Origin of the sequence: Parvibaculum sp., from assembly GCF_035325945.1 — a bacterium.
GTDB lineage: Bacteria > Pseudomonadota > Alphaproteobacteria > Parvibaculales > Parvibaculaceae > Parvibaculum.
Genome location: NZ_DAOKYX010000013.1, coordinates 38,178 through 58,866, shown reverse-complemented (window position 1 = coordinate 58,866; position 20,689 = coordinate 38,178). Strand labels below are relative to the sequence as shown.

The 20,689-nt window shown below is 64.5% G+C and carries 19 protein-coding genes; 9 read left to right on the top strand and 10 right to left on the bottom strand.

Annotated features, from left to right (window positions below; all coding sequences use genetic code 11):
- Positions 1-472 precede the first annotated feature (472 nt).
- Positions 473-3,121 carry a ribonuclease E/G gene (locus PKA57_RS08545; protein ID WP_324299521.1) on the top strand — a complete coding sequence of 883 codons (2,649 nt, stop codon included), beginning with the start codon at positions 473-475 and terminating at the stop codon, positions 3,119-3,121.
- An 84-nt stretch (positions 3,122-3,205) separates the two neighbouring features.
- Here the strand turns inward: PKA57_RS08545 and PKA57_RS08540 are convergent, their stop codons facing one another.
- Both PKA57_RS08540 and PKA57_RS08535 read right to left on the bottom strand, forming a co-directional pair.
- Positions 3,206-4,372 (bottom strand): pyridoxal phosphate-dependent aminotransferase, encoded by a 1,167-nt coding sequence (locus PKA57_RS08540; protein WP_324299519.1) that lies wholly within the window; start codon positions 4,370-4,372, stop codon positions 3,206-3,208.
- A gap of 14 nt (positions 4,373-4,386) precedes the next feature.
- The gene (locus PKA57_RS08535; RefSeq protein ID WP_324299517.1) at positions 4,387-5,844 is read right to left on the bottom strand and encodes a gamma-glutamyltransferase; all 1,458 of its coding nucleotides are present in this window, start codon (positions 5,842-5,844) and stop codon (positions 4,387-4,389) included.
- Between the two features lie 391 nt (positions 5,845-6,235).
- Between PKA57_RS08535 and PKA57_RS08530 the strand changes: the two genes are divergently transcribed.
- Together PKA57_RS08530 and PKA57_RS08525 are read left to right on the top strand one after the other, a co-directional pair.
- Positions 6,236-7,690, top strand: a complete 1,455-nt coding sequence (locus tag PKA57_RS08530; protein WP_324299515.1) for a M48 family metalloprotease — start codon at positions 6,236-6,238, stop codon at positions 7,688-7,690.
- Positions 7,691-7,692: 2 nt separating this feature from the next.
- Positions 7,693-8,481, top strand: a complete 789-nt coding sequence (locus PKA57_RS08525) for a DsbA family protein (RefSeq protein WP_324299513.1) — start codon at positions 7,693-7,695, stop codon at positions 8,479-8,481.
- 19 nt (positions 8,482-8,500) lie between these two features.
- Here PKA57_RS08525 and PKA57_RS08520 read toward each other — a convergent pair whose 3' ends face one another.
- Both PKA57_RS08520 and thiS read right to left on the bottom strand, forming a co-directional pair.
- Entirely contained in the window at positions 8,501-9,298 is a 798-nt protein-coding gene (locus PKA57_RS08520; protein ID WP_349254747.1) for a thiazole synthase, read from the bottom strand.
- Between the two features lie 44 nt (positions 9,299-9,342).
- Positions 9,343-9,543, bottom strand: coding sequence for a sulfur carrier protein ThiS (gene thiS, locus PKA57_RS08515; RefSeq protein ID WP_324299511.1), 201 nt, complete (start codon positions 9,541-9,543; stop codon positions 9,343-9,345).
- A 266-nt stretch (positions 9,544-9,809) separates the two neighbouring features.
- Here thiS and aroQ point away from each other — a divergent pair, with 266 nt between their 5' ends.
- The 4 genes from aroQ (at position 9,810) to aat (ending at position 12,896) form a co-directional block, all read left to right on the top strand.
- Entirely contained in the window at positions 9,810-10,271 is a 462-nt protein-coding gene (gene aroQ / locus PKA57_RS08510; RefSeq protein WP_324299509.1) for a type II 3-dehydroquinate dehydratase, read from the top strand.
- Positions 10,272-10,357: 86 nt separating this feature from the next.
- Positions 10,358-10,801 (top strand): acetyl-CoA carboxylase biotin carboxyl carrier protein, encoded by a 444-nt coding sequence (accB, locus tag PKA57_RS08505; RefSeq protein ID WP_324299507.1) that lies wholly within the window; start codon positions 10,358-10,360, stop codon positions 10,799-10,801.
- 12 nt (positions 10,802-10,813) lie between these two features.
- On the top strand, positions 10,814-12,157 hold the full coding sequence (gene accC, locus PKA57_RS08500) for an acetyl-CoA carboxylase biotin carboxylase subunit (RefSeq protein WP_324299505.1): 1,344 nt from the start codon (positions 10,814-10,816) through the stop codon (positions 12,155-12,157).
- Positions 12,158-12,245: 88 nt separating this feature from the next.
- Positions 12,246-12,896 (top strand): leucyl/phenylalanyl-tRNA--protein transferase, encoded by a 651-nt coding sequence (gene aat, locus PKA57_RS08495; protein ID WP_324299503.1) that lies wholly within the window; start codon positions 12,246-12,248, stop codon positions 12,894-12,896.
- Here the strand turns inward: aat and PKA57_RS08490 are convergent.
- From PKA57_RS08490 to PKA57_RS08475, 4 genes are all read right to left on the bottom strand, one after another.
- Complete coding sequence (locus PKA57_RS08490) at positions 12,833-13,225, bottom strand: DUF2155 domain-containing protein (RefSeq protein WP_324299499.1); 393 nt, start codon at positions 13,223-13,225, stop codon at positions 12,833-12,835. The two genes, aat and PKA57_RS08490, sit on opposite strands and share 64 nt — an antisense overlap.
- 34 nt (positions 13,226-13,259) lie before the next feature.
- Positions 13,260-13,754: an outer membrane lipid asymmetry maintenance protein MlaD gene (gene mlaD, locus PKA57_RS08485; protein WP_324299497.1), complete on the bottom strand. Its 495-nt coding sequence runs from the start codon at positions 13,752-13,754 to the stop codon at positions 13,260-13,262.
- A 77-nt stretch (positions 13,755-13,831) separates the two neighbouring features.
- Positions 13,832-14,230, bottom strand: coding sequence for an NADH:ubiquinone oxidoreductase subunit NDUFA12 (locus PKA57_RS08480; protein ID WP_324299495.1), 399 nt, complete (start codon positions 14,228-14,230; stop codon positions 13,832-13,834).
- A gap of 175 nt (positions 14,231-14,405) precedes the next feature.
- A complete protein-coding gene (locus PKA57_RS08475) occupies positions 14,406-14,939 on the bottom strand; it encodes a response regulator (RefSeq protein ID WP_324299493.1) in 534 nt (177 codons plus the stop codon).
- A gap of 417 nt (positions 14,940-15,356) precedes the next feature.
- Between PKA57_RS08475 and PKA57_RS08470 the strand changes: the two genes are divergently transcribed.
- Together PKA57_RS08470 and PKA57_RS08465 are read left to right on the top strand one after the other, a co-directional pair.
- Positions 15,357-19,010 carry a vitamin B12-dependent ribonucleotide reductase gene (locus PKA57_RS08470; protein ID WP_324299491.1) on the top strand — a complete coding sequence of 1,218 codons (3,654 nt, stop codon included), beginning with the start codon at positions 15,357-15,359 and terminating at the stop codon, positions 19,008-19,010.
- 294 nt (positions 19,011-19,304) lie between these two features.
- Complete coding sequence (locus PKA57_RS08465; RefSeq protein WP_324299489.1) at positions 19,305-19,892, top strand: fasciclin domain-containing protein; 588 nt, start codon at positions 19,305-19,307, stop codon at positions 19,890-19,892.
- Positions 19,893-19,946: 54 nt separating this feature from the next.
- Here PKA57_RS08465 and PKA57_RS08460 read toward each other — a convergent pair whose 3' ends face one another.
- Entirely contained in the window at positions 19,947-20,396 is a 450-nt protein-coding gene (locus PKA57_RS08460; protein ID WP_324299487.1) for a host attachment protein, read from the bottom strand.
- Between the two features lie 39 nt (positions 20,397-20,435).
- Positions 20,436-20,636 (bottom strand): dodecin family protein, encoded by a 201-nt coding sequence (locus PKA57_RS08455; RefSeq protein ID WP_324299485.1) that lies wholly within the window; start codon positions 20,634-20,636, stop codon positions 20,436-20,438.
- Positions 20,637-20,689 lie beyond the last annotated feature (53 nt).

Sequence of the window (20,689 nt, the reverse complement as noted above, 5' to 3'; positions counted from 1 at the left end):
AGCCGAAAGGACGCGACGGACAGGCCCCCGCGACATGCGGAGCGGCATTTTGCGGTTTGCCGCCCTTTCAGCCCGACTGTGAACACGGTGCCACGCCGCAAGAGCGAGTTACGCTCGTCCAGCCCCCTTCGTCCCGTGGATGGAGCGAGAGGGTGACGGCAAGTTCCGCCCGCCCCCGGCGTTTTCAGGGGGTAACGCAAGGTTCCGATGCACGACGCACCGACGCAGTTAAACGGCAGACAGGCAGGACAGGTTCGCTTCGCGCACAAGTCTGTCGCCTCACGTCATGCTGCCTGCGGCGTGCTCGCCTCCTCCTCATTTCAGACCCTTTCCGGCCCCAACGCTGCGCCCATCCTCGATGCGGTGGCGGCGACCGGCCGGATTCATCAAATCGGCGCCCGCCCGCGCCCGCTCGGCCGCATGAATTTGCGCCTTGCGATCTGCGGCGGATGGCGCCCCGGAGATTCTCTCAATGGCAAACAAGATGCTCATCGACGCGACCCACCCGGAAGAAACCCGGGTCGTGGTCGTCAGCGGCAACCGGGTTGAAGAATTCGACTTCGAGTCGGAAAGCAGAAAGCAGCTTCGCGGCAATATCTATCTGGCCAAGGTCACGCGCGTTGAGCCGTCGCTTCAGGCGGCCTTCATCGAGTATGGCGGCAACAGGCACGGCTTTCTGGCCTTCAGCGAAATCCATCCCGACTACTATCAGATCCCTGTTGCAGACCGCGAAGCGCTGGTGAAGCAGCAGGCGGCCGCGGCGCGCCGCGAGGCCGAGGAGGAAGATCAGGACGCGGGCGAGCCCGCCGCCGCGGCAGCGGCACCCGCCGAGGGGGTTGCGCCTGCCGAGGCTCATCATGGCGAGGCGCATCACGATGACGCCGAGCATGACGATCACGGCGAGGATGGCGAAGGGCCCATCGACCGCGGCGAAACGGAATCGGTTCATTCCGACCAGACGGTCGAGGTCGTCGGCGCCGATGACGCGCTCGACGAGGTCCATGACGAGGCCGAGCCCCGCAAGCAGCGCCACAACTTCCGCAACTACAAGATTCAGGAAGTCATAAAGCGCCGCCAGATCCTGCTGGTGCAGGTCGTCAAGGAAGAACGCGGCAACAAGGGCGCGGCGCTCACCACTTTCCTCTCGCTCGCCGGCCGCTATTGCGTGCTGATGCCGAACACGGCGCGGGGCGGCGGCATTTCGCGTAAGATCACCCAGGCCGCGGACCGCAAGAAACTCAAGGCGATCGCCGAGTCGCTGGAGGTGCCGGAGGGCATGGGCCTCATCATCCGCACGGCCGGCGCCAAGCGCACCAAGGCGGAGATCAAGCGCGACTACGAATATCTCTTGCGCATGTGGGAGAGCGTGCGCGAACTGACGCTCAAGTCGATTGCCCCTGCCCTCGTCTATGAGGAAGGCAGCCTCATCAAGCGCTCGATCCGCGACCTCTACGACAAGGATATCGACACCGTCTTCGTCGAAGGCGACGAGGGCTACAAGGAAGCGAAGAACTTCATGCGCATGCTCATGCCGAGCCATGCGAAGAACGTTCAGCCCTACAAGGATCGCCAGCCCCTCTTCCAGAAGCACCAGGTCGAGCAGCAGCTCGATTCCATGTTCAACCCGGTCGTGACGCTGAAATCGGGCGGCTACGTCGTCATCAATCCGACGGAAGCCCTCGTCTCGATCGACGTCAACTCGGGCCGTTCCACCAAGGAGCGCAATATCGAGCAGACGGCGCTTCGGACCAATCTCGAAGCAGCCGAGGAAATCGCGCGCCAGATGCGCCTGCGCGATCTTGCCGGTCTCATCGTGATCGACTTCATCGACATGGAGGAGAACCGGAACAACCGCGCCGTCGAACGCAAGCTCAAGGAAGCGCTCAAGTTCGACCGGGCGCGTATCCAGGTCGGCCGCATCAGCCATTTCGGCCTTCTCGAAATGTCGCGCCAGCGCATGCGCTCGGGCGTTCTCGAAGGCTCCACCGTCCAGTGCCCGAACTGTCACGGCACGGGCCTCGTCCGCTCGGTCGAATCCATGGCGCTTCATGTGCTGCGTGGCGTCGAGGCCGAAGCGATCAAGGGGCGCGCGGCCGCCTTCACCGCCAAGGTGCCGGTCGATGTGGCCGTCTATATCCTCAATCAGAAGCGCGCCAACCTTCTCGACATCGAGGAGCGCTATGGCACGTCGATCTATATCGAGGCCGATCACCTGCTCAAGGGTTCGGAACACCGGATCGAGGTAGCGGAAGCGCGAGCACTGACGCGGGCACGTCCGGCACAGGGCGCCATCAATATCGAAACGGCGTTTACGGAAGAAGAGCCCGTCATCGAGGAAGTGGCCGAGGAAGCCGAAGAAGCGGCGGAAGCGGAAACGCACGCGCACAAGGGCGAAGATGAGCATGAGGATGGCGGCCGCCGCAGGCGCCGCCGCCGTCGCAGGCGCGGTGGCCGCCGCGGCGAGGAAGGGGCCGAAGGCATGGAGGCGGAAGGCGCGCCTGCCGCCGCTCCGCAAGCCGAAGGCGGCGTGACGGAGCTTGCCGGCGAAGCGCCCGCTGAAGCACATGAGGAAGCTGAAGAAGGCGCCGAGGCGCCGGAATCAGCCGAAGGCGAAGCGGCCGAGGCCGGCGAAGGCGACGAACGCGCGCGCAAGCGGCGGCGCCGTGGCCGTCGTGGCGGCCGGCGCAACCGCCGTCACGAGGAAGGCGCCGCTCCTGAAGGCGCAGGCGAGGACGAAGAAGCCGCCCATGCCGAAGAGGCGCCGATCCTGCTCTCCTATTCTCGCGACGAGGTCGTGACGGAGGAAGCCGACCATGTCGCCACCGAAGAGATGATGGCCGAGGAAGCCGCCCCCGAAGTGTCTGCGGAGGAGCCCGCAAAGGCGGAAGAAGCGCCCGTCGTGGAAGCTGAGGCGGAAGCAGAGGCGGAAGTCGTGGCCGAGGAAGCTTCCGCTCAGGCGGAGCCCGTGGCCGAAGAGGTTACTCCCCTGCCCGCCGAAGCTCCGGTCGCAGAGGCCGCCGCCGAGCTGCAGCCCGAGCCGGTTGCCGCCGAGGCGCCCGCCGAAGCCGAAAAGCCGCAGGCGCCCGCTCGCCGCGGCTGGTGGCAGCGCCGCTCCGTCTGAGCACGGGAAAACCAGTCCGGCGTTCGGATCAAATATGTTTCCGGCGAAAGTGGTTTCCACTTTTGCCGGAAACGTCCCTCGCCCTCAGGCCAGCCAGCGCTTGAGCCGCGCGACGGCCTCTTCCATATCGGCGGTTGTGCCCGCAAAGGAAAAGCGGACCGTCGTCGCGCCGTTCAGCGGATCGAAGTCGAGGCCCGGCGTGGCGGCCACGCCAGCTTGATGCAGCATGCGATGGCAGAAGTCGGTACTGTCATTCGTCAGTTTACTGACATCGGCATAGAGGTAGAAAGCGCCATCTGCGGGCGCGAAGCGCGTGAGCCCCGCCTCCGGCAAGGCATCGAGCAGAAGTTTCCTGTTCGCGGCATAGACGGCGACATTCGCGTCGAGTTCTGCCGTCGCATCGAAGGCCACGACACCCGCCGCCTGCGCGATGGATGACGGCGCGATGAAGAGGTTCTGCGCCAGCCGCTCGATCGGCCGCACGAGACGTTCGGGCACGACGACCCAGCCGAGCCGCCAGCCCGTCATGCAGTAATATTTCGAGAAGCTGTTGACGACGAGCGCATCGTCCGACGAGGCGAGCGCCGTCGCCGTCTCGGCGCCGAACGAGATGCCGTGATAGATCTCGTCGGAGATGAACCAGCGGCCTTGCCGGGCGCAGGCTTGCGAGAGAGCGGCAAGCGCCTCGGGCGTGAGCATGGTTCCCGTCGGATTGGCCGGGCTCGCGACGAGCACGCCCGCGATGCGGCCATGACGGCGTTCGGCCTCCTCGATGAGTTCCGGCGTCAGCGACCAGCGCGTTTCCGCGCCGACCGCGATGCCGACAGGCTCGAGCCCCAGCGCCAGCAGGATGTTGCGATAGGCGGGATAGCCCGGCTCAGAGATCGCCACCCGCGCTCCGGGGTCGAAACAGGCAAGAAAGGCGAGAATGAACCCGCCCGACGAGCCTGGCGTCACGACCACGCGCTCCGGCGCGAGATCGAGCCCGTGCCGGTCGGCGTAGTAGCGCGCGATCCTCTCGCGCAGCGCGGGCGTGCCGAGCGCATCGGTGTAGCCGAGCCGGTCCGAGGCGAGCGCGCGGGCCGCTGCCTCGCGCACGATCTGCGGGGCCTGCGTCGAGGGCTGGCCGACTTCCAGATGTATGATGCGGCGCCCCTCCTGCCGCTCGAGCGCGGTCGCGTCTCGCATGACATCCATGGCGATGAAGGGAGCGACGCCGCTCCGCTTCGAACCGTTCAGCCTGTTCGTCATTCGCTCGTCTGCGCTCAGGAGCCCGAGGCGACGGCGCCAAGACCGACGCCATTGCCCGAGGGCGTGACGCCGAGCGTGCATGTGCCGGCCGGCAGCCCGTCGGGGCAGATGATGGCATTGGCCGGCGAGCGCGCATCGGCAGGGCCGGAGGCCAGCGCCCGGGAGCCAGCCTCGCCATTCGAGAGCGCAGCCTGCACCGCATGCTCGATCGCCGCGCCGCCCTTCGGCGCACCGGCGCCTGCGCCCGCGAAATAGAGCGCCTTCGTGTTGGGATTGACGACCATGACCGGCACGAGGAAGGCGGAGGCGAGCCCCCTCACGGGGTCCTGCGGCGAAGCGGCGAAGACAACGCCCGTTCCCCCGGCCGTGCGCGCTGCGCCGAAAAGCCCGTTCATGGTGACGGCGCAGGCGACCGCGCTTCCCGCGCTGTCCACCACGGCAAAGGAGGTCGATCCGAAATCGCGTTCGAGCGCCGCGCCGCCGGGAGCACCGAGGCCAATCGCAGTGCGCTCGGCCGCCGCGGCGAGCGCATCCGCGCCTGCGACGCCCTGAATATTGTTCCAGAGGGCGGCCGAGAACGCCCCGGCGCCAAGCCCGGCTTGCGGCAGGAACACCGAAGCGTCGCCCGAGGCGATCGGCTGCGCGGGCCCCGTCTCGGGCCGGTAGCTCTCGAGGTCCTGAGCCGTCAGCGTGCCGCCCTTGGCCTGCGCCTCGGAAGCGAGATGCATCGCCGTCGTGCCCAGATAGAAGCCGTTCACGCCACCGGAGCGGATGCGCGCCAGCGTCGATGCGAGTTGCACCTGTGTGAGTGCATCAAGTTCGCGGAAGGTGCGTGCGCCTTCAACCGTGTAGATGCGCTGCAGATCCGGCGAGTTGACGATCGCGAAGCCCGCATCGGCAAGCTGGCGCCCCAGCGCCCGCGATACGGGGAAGCCGGAAGCCGCGAGCTTTTCGGCGGGCGAAACCAGCGTCGACCAGCCTTTCGAGCCGTATTTGGCATGGAGCAGCGCGAAGCCGCGCACATTGCCCGGTATGGCAAAGGGCCCGCCGGCCGAAGGGCGGCGCGGAAGGAAGGCGATGCTCTCCGCGCCGGGCTTCTTCGCCTCATGCACGAGGCAGACGCCGCCGCCGCCAAGGCCCGCCGCCGCGGGATAGGTCACTGACAGCGCAAAATAGAGCGCGGTCGCCGCGTCGGCCGCATTGCCGCCCTGCTCCAGCACGTTCCGCGCGATGAGCGCGGCGGTCGGCTCGTCGGCGACAAGGGCACCGGCAAAGGAAGAATCGGATGGATCGAGCCGCTCCTTCCTGGCGATGACGTCGTCGCGCTGATACTTCGTCTCGACGCCGCTCCCGGACACGGTCGCTCCGAGCGGGGCATTGCCGCCACCGGAGCAGGCCGACAGCGATGCGGCAAGCGCGGCCATGACGAGGAAGGGGACATAACGGGCCGGTCGCGACTGCGTCTCGTTCAACCAAGTCTTCCGCAAGTTCTTCTCCCCCGATGAGCCGCTGGCAGGCTGTTCACAATTTGGCCTCAATCCCCCTCTTTCTTGCACCCGAGCGAGGGAGCGGGCGATCCGGCACGTTTGGTTATCAGTCTCTGGTGGTCGATTGACGGGTTACGCAGGCACCCCTACCGTTTAGTCGGCTCGCGTTATGGTTTCAATGCGGATTTCCCGGCATGGGGCTTCAGTCTGGTGTGACAGGATCGGCAATTTACCACGCGTCCGCTTCCCCGAAAAACCGGAGCGGGGAACAAGAATGTCGGATAATGAATCAGGCTGCATCGTCAAAATGAAGCGGCATCGCCCCGGCCGCCCGGCGGCGGGGAACCTGCCCGGAAACCCGATGGAACATCAGCGCATGCATTTCAGAACTGCCGGTAAAAAAGCGAGCGCCTTCTTCCTGGCCGCCCTGCTCGCCTTCTCGAGCGGCGTCCAGCCTGCCCTTGCGGCGGGCATTTCGCTCGTTCGCGATGCCGAAACCGAAAACATGATCCGCGAGTTCTCGACGCCGATCTGGCGGGCCGCCGGCCTCCTGCCCTCCTCGGTGCGCGTCTATCTCGTGCAGGACAACCGGATCAACGCCTTCGTCACGGCCGGGCAGAGAATGTTCCTCAATACCGGCCTCATCACCCAGGCCGACACGCCGCTCGAAGTCATCGGCGTCATCGCGCATGAAACCGGACACATGGCGGGCGGCCATCTCGTCCGCGGTCAGGAAGCGATGAGCAAGATGAGCCTGCCAATGATCGCCTCAATGGTGCTCGGCATCGGCGCCATGGCGGCCGGCGCGGGCGATGCGGGCATGGCCATCATCGCGGGCGGCAGCCAGATCGCGCAGCGCTCCGTGCTCGCTTACAGCCGCCAGCAGGAAGGCGCCGCCGACCAGGCCGGCGCGACCTATCTCCAGCGCGCAGGCATGTCGGGCAAGGGCATGCTCGATCTCTTCGCCAAGTTCCGCGATCAGGAAGCGCTGTCCACGACCCAGCAGGACCCGTTCATCCAGAGCCACCCGATTTCGGAAGATCGTCTCGCCTCGCTGGAAGAGCGCGTTCAGGCCTCGCCCTATTTCGACCAGACGGACACGCCGGAGCGCGTCCACCAGTTCAAGATGGTGCAGGCGAAGCTCTTCGGCTTCGTGGACGAGCCTTCGGTGACGATGCGGCGTTTTCCGCAGAGCGACCAGAGCGATTATGCGCGCTATGCCCGCGCCATCGCCTATCACAAGCTCGGCCAGAACGAGCAGTCGCTGGCGGAGATCGACGCCCTTCTCAAGAAGGAAGCCGACAATCCCTATGTCTGGGAGCTGAAGGGACAAGTGCTCTTCGAGAGCGGGCATGCGGCGGAAGCGGTGGGCCCCTATCACAAGGCGCTCTCGCTCAAGCAGGCCGAGCCGCAATTGCAGCTCGGCCTCGCGCAGGCCCTGCTCGCCATCGAGAGTTCAGGGCTCGGCGCATCCGGCGCCGCGGCGGGCACGCCCATTGCCTCCGCCGCCGCTCCGCTGTCGCCGTCGATCTCCGACAAGCCGCAGCTTCTGGCGAAGCTCGACCAGACCGAAATCGCGCGCATCGCGCTCGGCTATCTGCAAAGCTCGTCGAAGACCGATCCCGAGAATCCGACGACGTTCTTCCAGCTCGCCATCGCTTATGGCCGCCTGAACAATATCGGCATGGCGGAATTGTCCACGGCCGAGTATTACGAGGCGATCGGCGCGATGCGCGACGCACGCGGCCACGCCGCAACCGCCCAGCGCCATTTCAAGGAAGGTTCGCCTGAATGGCTCAAGGCGCAGGACATCATGCAGGAAGAGGGTTGAGTATGCGACGGACGGGCCTTGCGGCCATTTTCGCTCTGGTGGCGCTTGCCATCTGTGCCACCGGCGTTTCCGAACGCGCTCTGGCCGGAAGCCCGGCGACGCAGCCGAAGAGCTTCAGCGCCGCGCAGGAACGCGAGATCGAGAAGATCGTGCGCGACTATCTCGTCCGTCATCCCGAAGTGCTGCTCGAGGCGATGCAAGCGCTGGACGACAAGCAGGCGGCGCAAGAAAAGCAGGTTCAGGACAAGGCCATCGCCGATAACCGCGCGGCGATCTACGACGACCCGGACTCCTTCGTCGCCGGCAATCCGAAGGGCGACATCACCATCGTCGAGTTCTTCGATTACCAGTGCGGCTATTGCAAGCGCAGCTTCGGCCCGCTGATGGACACGATCACGAAGGACGGCAATGTTCGCCTCATCCTGAAGGAATTTCCGATCCTCGGGCCTGAATCGCTCACCGCTTCGCATGCCGCCATCGCTGCCATGCGCCAGGGCAAGTATTTCGAATTCCATCAGGCGCTCTTCCATCACAAGGGCGAGCTGCCGGACGAGAAGATCATGTCGATCGCGGCAAGCGTCGGCCTCGACACGGCGCGCCTGAAGCGCGACATGGCCGACCCGAAGATATCCAAGCAGATCGACCGCAATTACGAACTCGCTCATGCCCTCGCCATCAAGGGCACGCCGGGCTTCATCATCGGCGGCCGGATGCATCCCGGCGCGCTGTCGGCGGAGGAACTCGTCGCGGCGATCAAGGACGCGCGCGCGAATTGCGGCGCGAGTTGCTGAGGCCGGGCGCGGAAGTCGCTCAGATCAATCCGGCGAGCGGCGAAGACGGATCGGCGTATTTCCTTTTCGGCATGCGGCCCGCGAGATAGGCAAGCCTGCCCGCCTCGATCGCGAGCTTCATCGCCTTCGCCATGAGGATGGGGTCCTTCGCCTCCGCGATGGCGGTGTTCATGAGCACGCCGTCGCAGCCAAGCTCCATCGCGATCGCGGCGTCGGAAGCCGTGCCGACGCCCGCATCGACGAGCACCGGCACCTTCGCCTGCTCGATGATGAGGCGGATGTTGACCGGGTTCTGGATGCCGAGGCCGGAGCCGATGGGGGCCGCGAGCGGCATGATCGCGCAGCAGCCGAGATCTTCGAGCTTCTTCGCCATGATCGGATCGTCGCTGCAATAGACCATGACGTCGAAGCCGTCCTTGAGCAGCGCCTCGGCGGCGCGCAGCGTCTCGACCATGTCGGGATAGAGCGTCTTCTGGTCGCCGAGCACCTCGAGCTTCACCAGGTTCCAGCCGCCTGCCTCGCGCGCCAGCCTCAGCGTTCGCACCGCATCCTCGGCCGTGTAGCATCCGGCCGTGTTCGGAAGATAGGTCACCTTCTTCGGGTCGATGTAATCGACGAGCATCGGCTCCTTCGGGTTCGTCACATTGACGCGCCGCACGGCGACCGTGACGATCTCCGCGCCAGCCGCCTCAACGGCGGCGGCATTCTGCGCCAGGTCCTTGTATTTTCCGGTGCCGACAATGAGACGCGAGCGATAGGTCTTGCCCGCGATGCTGAAACCGTCCTCCCGCGCCGTCCGCTGCGTCGCCGGGTCTATTGCTGCTGCTTCCGCCACCTGAATTCTCCTTCCCGGCGGCTATGTCAGCCACCGCCTACGAAATGCACGATCTCCAGTCGGTCGCCCTCGCTGAGGAAGGTCGCGCCATAGGTCGAGCGCGGCACAATCTCCAGATTGCGCTCAATGGCGACCTTGTGCGCCTCGAAACCGAAACGCTCGATCAGGCCGAGGACGGAAATGGGTCCCTCGACCTCGTGAATTTCGCCATTAACCGTGAGTAGCATATCGGCTCAGGATCCTCGGGAGCGGCGCTGGGGGTTGCCGCAAGGGCAACAGGCGGCGCTCCGGCTAGGCGGATAATGGGGGAGGAGGCTGTCCAATTCAAGCTGTCAGGACACGAGGTTAAAGCCTTTCGCCGCCTTTGGGACTTGCGTATAACTGAACCGCCTCGATTCTGGATGCGGGAGGATCGGGGCACGGGGCTCAAGCCGAACGCGATAGCGCCCTTCCACGACCCATCAGGCCCGCCAGACGCAGTTCCAGAACGAACATGGCCAAACAGACTTCCAGATCGAATGCCAAGCCGATCTATGTGCTGAACGGCCCCAATCTGAATCTGCTCGGGCAGAGAGAGCCGCATATCTACGGCTCGACGACGCTCGCCGACATCGAAGCCATGGTTGCCAAGCATGCCAAGGCGCGGGGCGCCTCCGTGACGTGCCGTCAGAGCAACCACGAAGGCGAACTCGTCGACTTGATTCACGAAGCACGGACGAAAGGCAGCGGCGTCATTCTGAACGCGGGCGCCTATTCGCATACGTCGATCGCGCTTCACGATGCATTGGCGACGCTCGACATTCCCGTCATCGAGGTGCATATCTCGAACGTCTACAAGCGGGAGAGCTTCCGGCATCATTCCTACATTTCACCTGTCGCCAAGGGCGTCATTTGCGGCCTCGGCGTGCAGGGCTACACACTTGCCCTCGATGCCATCCTCGCGGACATTGTCTGAGTGGACGAGACATTGGGCACAACAGGAACGAGACATTGGCCTCACCCCGCCACCCGGCACCAAAATCAGGAAATAGCGCAAGCGAGATGAGCAAGGCAGGCGTCGATCAGGAGTTGATCCGGAAGCTGGCGGCACTCCTCAAGGAGACCGATCTCAGCGAAATTGAAATCGAGACGGACGATCTCAAGCTGCGCGTGGCGCGGCAGATCACGCAAGTCTCCATGCCCGTCGCGGCGGCTCCTGCCGCGCCCGCGGCTGCCGCGCCGGCGGCAGCGCCCGCAAGCGATGCGTCGCATCCCGGTGCGCTCACCTCGCCCATGGTCGGCACGGCCTATCTCGCGCCCGAGCCCGGCGCCGCGCCCTTCGTGACGGTCGGCAGCAAGGTGACGGCGGGCCAGACGGTGCTCATCGTCGAGGCTATGAAGACCATGAACCATATTCCGGCGCATCGCGCGGGCACGGTGACGAAGATCCTTGTCGAAGACGGCCAGCCGGTCGAGTTCGGCGAACCGCTCGTCATCATCGAATAGGCCGGCACGGCCATGTTCGAAAAAGTCCTCATTGCAAATCGTGGCGAGATCGCGCTGCGCATCCATCGCGCCTGCCGCGAGATGGGCATCAAGACTGTCGCGGTCCATTCGACCGCCGACGCCGACGCCATGCATGTGCGCCTCGCCAATGAAAGCGTCTGCATCGGCCCTGCTCCGGCCTCGGAAAGCTATCTCAACATTCCGGCGATCATTTCCGCCTGCGAGATCACGGGCGCGGACGCGGTCCATCCGGGCTATGGCTTCCTTTCGGAGAACGCTCGCTTCGCCGACATTCTCGAAGCGCATGGCATCACCTTCATCGGACCGACGGCCGAGCATATCCGCCTCATGGGCGACAAGATCCAGGCGAAGGTGACGGCGAAGTCGCTCGGCATCCCTTGCGTGCCGGGCTCCGACGGCGCCATCACGAGCGACGAGGAAGCCTACAAGGTCGCCGAGGAAACGGGCTATCCCGTTCTCGTCAAGGCGGCGGCGGGCGGCGGCGGTCGCGGCATGAAGGTCGCCCTCTCGCGCGATGAACTCTCCTCCGCTCTCGCCACGGCGCGGTCCGAGGCCAAGGCCGCCTTCGGCGACGACTCCCTCTACATGGAGAAGTATCTTGGCCAGCCGCGCCACATCGAGATGCAGATCATCGCCGACAGCCACGGCAATGTCGCGCATCTGGGCGAACGCGATTGCTCGCTTCAGCGCCGCCACCAGAAGGTGCTTGAGGAATGCCCCTCGCCCGCGCTCAACGAAGAGCAGCGCGCGAAGATCGGCGACATCGTCCGCAATGCGATCGCCAAGCTCGGCTATCTCGGCGTCGGCACCATCGAATTCCTCTATGAGGATGGCGAGTTCTACTTCATCGAGATGAACACGCGCCTTCAGGTCGAGCATCCGATCACGGAAGCCGTGACCGGCATCGATATTGTCCGTGAACAGATCAGGATCGCGGCGGGGCTGGAAATGAGCTTCCGGCAGGAGGACGTCACCTTCTCCGGCCATGCGATCGAGTGCCGCATCAATGCCGAGGACCCGAGGACGTTCACGCCCTCGCCCGGCAAGATCCACGACTTCCATACGCCTGGCGGGCTCGGGGTCCGCGTCGATTCAGCCGCCTATTCCGGCTATCGCATTCCGCCCTATTACGACAGCCTGATCGGCAAGCTCATCGTGCATGGGCGCAACCGCAACGAATGCCTCATGCGCCTGCGCCGCTCGCTTCATGAGTTCGTGATCGACGGGATCAAGACCACGATTCCGCTGTTCCAGGACCTCGTGAACGAGCCGGACTTCATGAATGGCGATTATCACATTCACTGGCTTGAGACTTATCTCAAGAACAAGGGCTGAAGACCGAAGCCACCGACGTTTCTCACAGCTTCGTCCTCGCGCCGCATGGCGCGGGACACGATGAAAAGCGGGACGATAGCGCCCTCTCATGAGCAACATTGACAGCGATGTGCTCCTGCGCGCCTACGCCTTCGGAGTTTTCCCGATGGCGGAGGCGCGCGACGACCCTCAGCTCTACTGGATCGACCCGGAGCGGCGCGGCGTCCTGCCGCTCGATCGGTTCCACCTGCCGCGGCGTCTGCGGCGGACGGTGCGTGCGGGCAAGTTTCAGGTCAGGATCGACACGGCCTTCCGGGAAGTGATGCTGGGCTGCGCTCAGGCCGGCCCGAACCGCGAAGGCACGTGGATCAATGACCGCATAATTGAACTCTATGGCGAGCTTTTTGCGCGCGGCCACGCCCATTCCGTCGAGACATGGCAGGGCGAACGGCTCGTGGGCGGCCTTTACGGCGTCTCGCTGGGCGGCGCCTTTTTCGGCGAGAGCATGTTCAGCCGCGAAACGGATGCGAGCAAGGTGGCGCTCGTCCATCTCGTCGCAAGGCTGATCGCGGGCGGCTACAAGCTGCTCGACACGCAATTCGTCACCACGCATCTCGCGCAATTCGGCACGATCGAGATTTCACGGGATGAATATCGCCTGCGTCTGCAGGAAGCGACGGCGGCGCGGGCGGATTTCTACCGGCTGCCGCCCGATGCGGCGCCCGAGGCCGTCTTGCAGGTGTTGAGCCACACATCATAGACGGGGTGTTCGAGCGCGTTGAGGCCGGGGCTCTCCGCGAACATCCAGCCCTTGAAGATCGGCTGTGGATCGACCTGCCCGTTCTCCTCGTTGATCTGCCGGATTTCGACATAGGCGGCCGTCTGCGGCGGCTCCTCAGGAGGCTTCTTGTCGCAAGCCCGCACTGTGATCTCGAGATTGCCGAAGCGGGCGGGCTTGTCCACCGTCGCGTCGAACTTCGTCACCCGTGCCGTCACCTTGTCGAGGCCGCTGAAGGCGGCGACGGGAAACGGGTCGGCATGCGCATGACCGCTCGCAAGGAGCGCGAGAAGCGCGCCTGCGGCCATCATGCGATGAAGAGGGTTCCGCAAGACCGGCGCTCCGTTACGGAGCGTGCGTGGGAGCGGGAGCGGTGCCGGACTTGCCCTCGCCCTTCGAGCCGCCGGTCGAGAAGAGCGCCTGCCCCACAAGCCCCATCAGGTCCACTGATCCTTGCGTGAACATGATCTCGCCGCCATCCCTGAGGTAGTCGGTGCTGCCGCCCGGCGCGAGCGAGATGTAGTTCGAGCCAAGCAGGCCCTCGCTCGTGATCTTGGCGCTGCTGTCGTCCGGAATCTTCACGTCCTGCGCGAGGCTGAGCGTGACCACGGCCTGATAGGTCTGCTGGTCGATCCGCTGATCGACCACCGTGCCGACCTTGATGCCCGAGAGGCGCACATCGGATCCGTTGGCCAGACCGTCGACGCGATCGAAGGCCGCTGTCACGTGATAGCCGGCCGTGCTGCGCATGCCCGATGTCGAATAGCCGTAATAGAGAAACACACCCGCGATCACCACGACGAGGGCGCCGATCAGCGTTTCGACGAGATTGCTTTGCATGCCTGTCCTCGATGGCTCTTGAAGCGCGGCGGGTGTGCCCCGGGCGGGCTCTGGTCAGATGATCCCCGATCGAAAATTCACTGCGGACGCCAGGGCTCGTAATCGCCGGTCGCCTTCGGCCTCTGCCCGCCGCGCATGATGCTGCCCTTCGGCCGGTAGGCCAGGCGCGTGCCCGTCATGTTGGGGAGATGCGGCCGCTGCCAGGAGCGCGGCTGATAGGCTTCCTGCGTCGGCGGCAGCTCCACCGTGTTGTGGAGCCAGCCATGCCACTCGGGCGGCACGCGGGAGGCTTCGGCGATGCCGTTATAGAGTACCCAGCGGCGCGGATAGCCGCCGACCGTGTCGCCGTGCTTGGCCTCGAAATAGCGGTTGCCCTGTCCGTCCTTGCCGACGAAGCGTCCCTTGCGCCAGGTGTAGAAGCGCGTGCCCATCGTCTGGCCTTGCCACCAGATGAAGATTTCGGAGAACAAGCCCATGAAATCACCGTTACAGGACCCCGGGCTCGCACCCGCGATCAGTCATCGTCCTGCCCCGTAATCCGGGGCGATTCAGCCTTGGGTCAAGGCGGGCCGAATATGACACCGGGGGGCCGGATGGTCCAGAGGCCGCGCGCCTTTGAGAGAATCGGCCGGGAGGCAGGGTTTCGGCGCGTCAGTCCACCGACCACACATCAGTCGCACGCCGCCTCATCCGGGAGCGGTTGGCCTGGCCTTGCGGGGCGATGCGCATCTCCTGGCGGTAAATATCCCCCACGCGCACGAAATTGCGGTCATCCTCCAGCACCCAGACGATGCGCTGGAGAAGATTGGCGGGCGTCACGGGCTTCACGAGGAGCTGCGTCGCACCGGCGTCGAATGCCTCCTCGATGATCTGGCGCGATGCATGCGCCGTCAGCACCACGATCGGGATGAAGCAAAAGGGTTCATGGCCGATGCGGCGCACCGCGCGCATGAAGTCGCGGCCGTTCATCGGCTCCATCTCCCAGTCGGAGATGATGAGCGAGGGCATGAGCCGCTCGATCTCGGCAAGCCCCGCCGTGCCGTCCCTTGCGTGACGGATGTTCAAGGGCCTGAAGCTGCGCAGGATCGTGCGCAGCAACTGGCGCATGCCGGCGTTGTCGTCGACAATGAGAATGTCGAGGTCTCTGATCTCAAGACCAAACGCCGTGCTGGTCAGTCTTGCCATGGGCCCTCTCAGAACTTCCGCCTGTCCTCCCCTCTTATCCACATACCACCCAACCCTTGCCGGTTTGATAATTGCCGATTCGAAAGTAGTAATCCGAAGGCGGCAGCCGCCAAGCACTATATTTCGTGCCTATTTCCAATGCTTCCACCAGTTATGGTTGACGTTCTGACCGACTGCGATAGGATTTCCTTGTCGAGTGGCGGCGCAGGGGCCGAAAACCGGGACATAAACGCAGAATTTTCCAGGCGACCGGAAGCTTTTGAAATCAGGCGACATTTCAGCCTGTGAAAAAAGTGCCCGGCGTTGCCGGGGAAGCCTTGCCTGATGCCCGGCGGAGGATCAGCCCCTCCCCGCCAGATGCGAGCAAGGACGGACGCCGGAGCCACGGCGTTCCTACAGCACACAGTCGGGGGCCAAATGCGTATCCAGCGTTGTTTCACCGTCGAGGGCCGGTCGCCCTACGAAGGACTCTCCTTCCGGACCGCCACGAGCGAGATCCGAAATCCCGACGGGTCGCTGGTTTTCCGATTGGACGACATCAACGTTCCGGCGGACTGGAGCCAGGTCGCCTGCGACATCCTCGCTCAGAAGTATTTCCGCAAGGCGGGTGTTCCCGCCGTGCTTCGGCGCGTGCCCGAGGAAGGCGTGCCCGAGTGGCTGTGGCGAGCGGCGCCTGACGACGAGGCCCTGGAGGTGCTGCCCGCGGGCGAGCGCTTCGGCCCGGAGCGCGACGCGCGGCAGGTCTTCGACCGCCTCGCCGGCACCTGGACCTATTGGGGCTGGAAGGGCGGCTATTTCGACAGCGAGGCGGACGCCCTCGCCTTCCGCGACGAGCTTGCCTATATGCTCGCCGCCCAGATCACCGCGCCCAATTCGCCGCAATGGTTCAATACCGGCCTCCACTGGGCCTATGGCATCGACGGCCCGGCGCAGGGGCATTTCTACGTCGATCACCTGACCGGCAAGACCGTCGGCGCGACAAGCGCCTATGAGCGGCCGCAGCCCCATGCCTGCTTCATTCAGAGCGTGAACGACGATCTCGTCAACGAGAACGGCATCATGGACCTCTGGGTGCGCGAGGCGCGCCTCTTTAAATACGGTTCAGGCACGGGCTCCAACTTCTCCAGCCTTCGCGGCGAGAATGAAAAGCTCTCCGGTGGCGGCAAGTCCTCGGGCCTGATGAGCTTCCTCAAGATCGGTGACCGCGCGGCGGGCGCCATCAAGTCGGGCGGCACCACCCGGCGCGCCGCGAAGATGGTCATTGTCGATGCCGATCATCCGGACATCGAAGCCTTCATCGACTGGAAGGTGATCGAGGAGCAGAAGGTCGCCGCCCTCGTCACCGGCTCGCGGATCAACCAGAAGCACCTCAGCGCCATCATGCGCGCCTGCGTGAATTGCGAGGGCCATGACGACGATTGCTTCGACCCGAAGAAGAACCCTGCCCTGAAGCGCGAGATCATCGCCGCGCGGCGGATGCAGGTGCCGGAGAACTACATTCAGCGCGTGATCCAGTTCGCGCGTCAGGGCTACACCGACATCGATTTCCGCACCTATGACACGGACTGGGATTCGGAAGCCTATCTCACCGTCTCCGGCCAGAACTCCAACAACACCGTTCGCGTGACGGACGATTTCCTGCGCGCCGTCGAGACGGATGGCGACTGGCAGCTCGTCGGCCGCACCGACGGACGGGTGACGAAGACCCTTCGCGCGACGGAATTGTGGGAATCGATCGCACATGCCGCATGGGCGTCGGCTGACCCCGGCATCCAGTTCCACACCACGATCAATGACTGGCACACCTGCGCCGCCTCGGGCGAAATCCGCGCCAGCAATCCGTGCTCGGAATATATGTTCCTCGATGACACGGCGTGCAACCTCGCCTCGCTGAACCTCATGACCTTCCGTGAGCAGGATGGCCGTTTCGATGTCGAGGCGTTCGAGCATGCGGTGAAGCTCTGGACGATCGTGCTCGAAATCTCGGTCCTGATGGCCCAGTTCCCGAGCCGGGAGATCGCCGAGCGGTCCTATCGCTACCGCACGCTCGGCCTCGGCTTCGCCAATATTGGCGGGCTTCTGATGTCGTCGGGCCTCGCCTATGATTCCGACGAGGCGCGCGCGCTCTGCGCCGCGATCAGCGCCATCATGACGGGCGTCGCCTATGCGACCTCCGCCCAGATGGCCAAGGAACTCGGCGCCTTTGAAGGCTTCGCCGAGAACCGCGAGCACATGCTGCGCGTCATGCGCAACCATGCCCGCGCGGCTCATGGCGCCACCACGGGCTATGAGAAGCTGAGCACGCTCCCCGTCCCGCTCGATCATGCGAGCTGCCCGCAGACCGATCTCGTCGATCATGCGCGCGCGGCCTGGGATCTCGCTGTCTCCATGGGCGAGCGCCATGGCTTCCGCAACGCGCAGGCCACCGTCATCGCGCCCACGGGCACGATCGGCCTCGTCATGGATTGCGACACGACAGGCATCGAGCCCGACTTCGCGCTCGTGAAGTTCAAGAAGCTCGCGGGCGGCGGCTATTTCAAGATCATCAACCGCGCCGTTCCGCAGGCATTACGCACGCTCGGCTATTCGGAGCACGCGATCGAGGAGATCGTGAACTATGCCGTCGGCCACGGCACGCTCGAGCGTGCGCCCGGCGTCAATCACGAGACGCTGAAGGCCAAGGGCTTCACGGCCGAGAAGATCGACATCGTCGAGGCCGCGCTTGCGACGGCCTTCGACATCCGCTTCGCCTTCAACAAGTGGTCGCTCGGCGAGGATTTCTGCACCGGGACGCTCGGTCTCGATGCGGAAGCGATGGATGATCTCGACTTCGACCTGCTCGCCGTAATCGGCTTCAGCAAGGCGGAGATCGACGCCGCCAATATCCATGTCTGCGGTTCGATGACGGTCGAGGGCGCGCCGCATCTCAAGGACGAGCATCTGCCCGTCTTCGATTGCGCCAACCCCTGCGGACGCATCGGCACGCGCTTCCTTTCGGTCGAGAGCCATATCCGCATGATGGCGGCGGCGCAGCCCTTCATCTCGGGCGCGATCTCCAAGACGATCAACATGCCCAATGCGGCGACCGTCGAGGATTGCAAGTCGAGCTACATGCTCTCCTGGAAGCTCGCGCTCAAGGCCAACGCGCTCTATCGCGACGGCTCGAAGCTCTCGCAGCCGCTCAATTCTCAGCTTCTCGACGACGAGACCATCGAGGAGGAAGCGACCGTCGCGGAGAAGATCGTGTCGCAGCCCGCGCAGGAGCGCGCGCGCATCGTCGCCGAAAAGGTTGTCGAGCGCGTGATCGAACGCGCCAAGGAGCGTGCGCGCCTTCCCGACCGCCGCAAGGGTTACACGCAGAAGGCGCTTGTCGGCGGCCACAAGGTCTATCTGCGCACGGGCGAGTATGACGACGGGCGGCTTGGCGAGATCTTCATCGACATGCACAAGGAGGGCGCCGCCTTCCGCAGCCTGATGAACAATTTCGCCATCGCGATCTCGCTCGGCCTCCAGTACGGCGTGCCGCTGGAGGAATATGTCGACGCCTTCACCTTCACGCGCTTCGAGCCGGCTGGCCTCGTGCAGGGCAACGACCGGATCAAGAATGCAACGTCGATCCTCGACTATGTGTTCCGCGAACTCGCGGTGTCCTATCTCGGCCGGTCCGATCTCGGCCATGTCGATCCCAAGGACATCGGCTTCGACGCGATGGGGAGCGGCGCCGACGAAGGCAAGCTTCCGGCCGCGAGCGTGGTGAGCCCCGGCTTCACCCGCAACCCGCAGATGGCGAACCTCTATATCGTGCGGGGCGGAGCCGCGACCATGCGTGCGCAGATTGCGGGCGCGACGGCGACCAAGGCCATTCTCGACGCCTCCGAACATGCCGAGGAAATGGTCGTGACGGCGACGCTCCGCGGCGAGAGCACGACCGTCTCACTCTCGCGCATCGCGGAAGCGCGCATGAAGGGCTATGAAGGCGAATCCTGCTCCGAATGCGGCAACTTCACCATGGTGCGCAACGGCACATGCCTCAAATGCGACACCTGCGGCTCTACGAGCGGCTGCAGCTAGGTCAAGGGCTCGGCCGGAACCGTTCCGGCACGGATCACCCCTTTCACTTCCGGCATGGGAGGACGTTCCGCGTCCTCCCATTTTTTTGGCCGCTGTGAGGCCGCCGCATACGGATGATGGCGCGCAAAAATCGGCATGCCCTCCGGCCTCCATGCCGCCCCGGCTCTATGCTGAATTGGCGCTTTCACTTTCCATCCTGCGCCAATTTGCTGTCTCAATTCGGCCCAGATGCATGCTTACGGTAAAAGGATTAGGCTGGTGCCGACCCTTTTCCCTCAAGCCGGAGGTACACCCATGATTCAGATCGGCTCAAGGTTGAAAACCCTGCTCGCGGCGGCCGCGCTGACGGCGCTGGCCGGCGCACCCGCATTCGCCGCCGGTAGCATCTATGACAAGCTGAGTGCGGACCCGCAATTCTCCACGCTGGTCAAGGTGATCGAGGCGAGCGGCGTCAAATATCAGTATACGGCGAAGAGCCCGCGCACCGTCTTCGCGCCGACCAATGCCGCTTTCGACGCGATCAAGGGCGGCTATGACGATATGGTTTCGCCGACGAACCCGAGCGACAAGCAGAACGTCCAGGCCCTGCTTCTCTATGAGATCGTGCCGGGCGTTCACAAGCCGGAAAGCCTCGAAGGCAAGTCCGTCACTGTGAACACGTTCCAGAAGGACCCGGTTACCATTTCGGGCTCGGGCGGCAATCTCCGTTATGGCGGGGAGTTTGGCGCCAGCCAGTCGGGACCGGCCATCGAGGCGTCGAACGGCATCATCATTCCGGTCGACAGGCTGCCGGTCCCCGTCTTCTCCCAGAGCGAGGAAACGTCGGAGAGCGCGCCCGCGATGGCTCCGGCCAGCGGCACGCTGAACGCGCCCGCGCAGTAATCCGCGCGACACAGATCGGCGCCCCTCCCGGTACCCGCCCGGGAGGGGCTGCCGTCAGGACCAGACTTCCGCCGTCAGATAGGTGTGGAGTTCCGTCGGCGAGAGCCGCGTCAAATCCTTGGCAAGTTCGGTCTTGACGCATGCTCTGGTGCGCTCGTCCAGAGCCGCCCTAAGATCGCCCATCATCTTCGGCGGCGCGATCAGGACCAGTTCGTCGAACACATTTTCCCGCGCCTTCGTCTTCAGCAGATCGGCGATCTCGACGGCAAATTTCCGCTTTACCTCGCGATGGAGATCCGTGCGCGGCTCAACGCCATGATGCGCCTCGCCGAAGCTTTCATAGACCCGGCCCGGCCGGTCCGTGCCCTGCTCTCGCGCCGGAGGGTTTGGCGCACGGAACTCGAATGGCAGCGCCGGCTCGAGACGCGCCGTGCGTCCCTCGGCAAGATAGAAGCGGGCGGTCTCGCCATCCGCGACGAGAATCCAGATACGAGGCGGTTTCATGGAGCACCTTTCGACGGGTGAACGAACGGGCGTCCGCGCTTACTTGGCGTCGAGCAGGAATGTCAGCTTCGCATTGATGCGATAGCCCGTAATCTTGTTGTCCTTCACCGTCGCTTCCATGTTCTCGATATAGATCGATTTGATGTTGTGAACGGTCTTCGCCGCCGTCTTCACGGCATTGGCGGCCGCGTCTTCCCAGCTCTTGTCGGACTCCGCGAGAACTTCGATGACCTTCAGCATGATCGGCTCCTGCTTCGACCCAGAATGTGAAAACGCCAGAACACGAAAACAGA

Coding starts and splice junctions, on each gene's coding strand:
- PKA57_RS08545 (WP_324299521.1), top strand. CDS start 473: ATGGCAAACAAGATGCTCATCGACGCGACCCACCCGGAAGAAACCCGG.
- PKA57_RS08540 (WP_324299519.1), bottom strand. CDS start 4,372: ATGACGAACAGGCTGAACGGTTCGAAGCGGAGCGGCGTCGCTCCCTTC.
- PKA57_RS08530 (WP_324299515.1), top strand. CDS start 6,236: ATGCATTTCAGAACTGCCGGTAAAAAAGCGAGCGCCTTCTTCCTGGCC.
- PKA57_RS08525 (WP_324299513.1), top strand. CDS start 7,693: ATGCGACGGACGGGCCTTGCGGCCATTTTCGCTCTGGTGGCGCTTGCC.
- thiS (WP_324299511.1), bottom strand. CDS start 9,543: ATGCTACTCACGGTTAATGGCGAAATTCACGAGGTCGAGGGACCCATT.
- aroQ (WP_324299509.1), top strand. CDS start 9,810: ATGGCCAAACAGACTTCCAGATCGAATGCCAAGCCGATCTATGTGCTG.
- accB (WP_324299507.1), top strand. CDS start 10,358: ATGAGCAAGGCAGGCGTCGATCAGGAGTTGATCCGGAAGCTGGCGGCA.
- accC (WP_324299505.1), top strand. CDS start 10,814: ATGTTCGAAAAAGTCCTCATTGCAAATCGTGGCGAGATCGCGCTGCGC.
- aat (WP_324299503.1), top strand. CDS start 12,246: ATGAGCAACATTGACAGCGATGTGCTCCTGCGCGCCTACGCCTTCGGA.
- PKA57_RS08490 (WP_324299499.1), bottom strand. CDS start 13,225: ATGATGGCCGCAGGCGCGCTTCTCGCGCTCCTTGCGAGCGGTCATGCG.
- mlaD (WP_324299497.1), bottom strand. CDS start 13,754: ATGCAAAGCAATCTCGTCGAAACGCTGATCGGCGCCCTCGTCGTGGTG.
- PKA57_RS08480 (WP_324299495.1), bottom strand. CDS start 14,230: ATGGGCTTGTTCTCCGAAATCTTCATCTGGTGGCAAGGCCAGACGATG.
- PKA57_RS08475 (WP_324299493.1), bottom strand. CDS start 14,939: ATGGCAAGACTGACCAGCACGGCGTTTGGTCTTGAGATCAGAGACCTC.
- PKA57_RS08470 (WP_324299491.1), top strand. CDS start 15,357: ATGCGTATCCAGCGTTGTTTCACCGTCGAGGGCCGGTCGCCCTACGAA.
- PKA57_RS08465 (WP_324299489.1), top strand. CDS start 19,305: ATGATTCAGATCGGCTCAAGGTTGAAAACCCTGCTCGCGGCGGCCGCG.
- PKA57_RS08460 (WP_324299487.1), bottom strand. CDS start 20,396: ATGAAACCGCCTCGTATCTGGATTCTCGTCGCGGATGGCGAGACCGCC.
- PKA57_RS08455 (WP_324299485.1), bottom strand. CDS start 20,636: ATGCTGAAGGTCATCGAAGTTCTCGCGGAGTCCGACAAGAGCTGGGAA.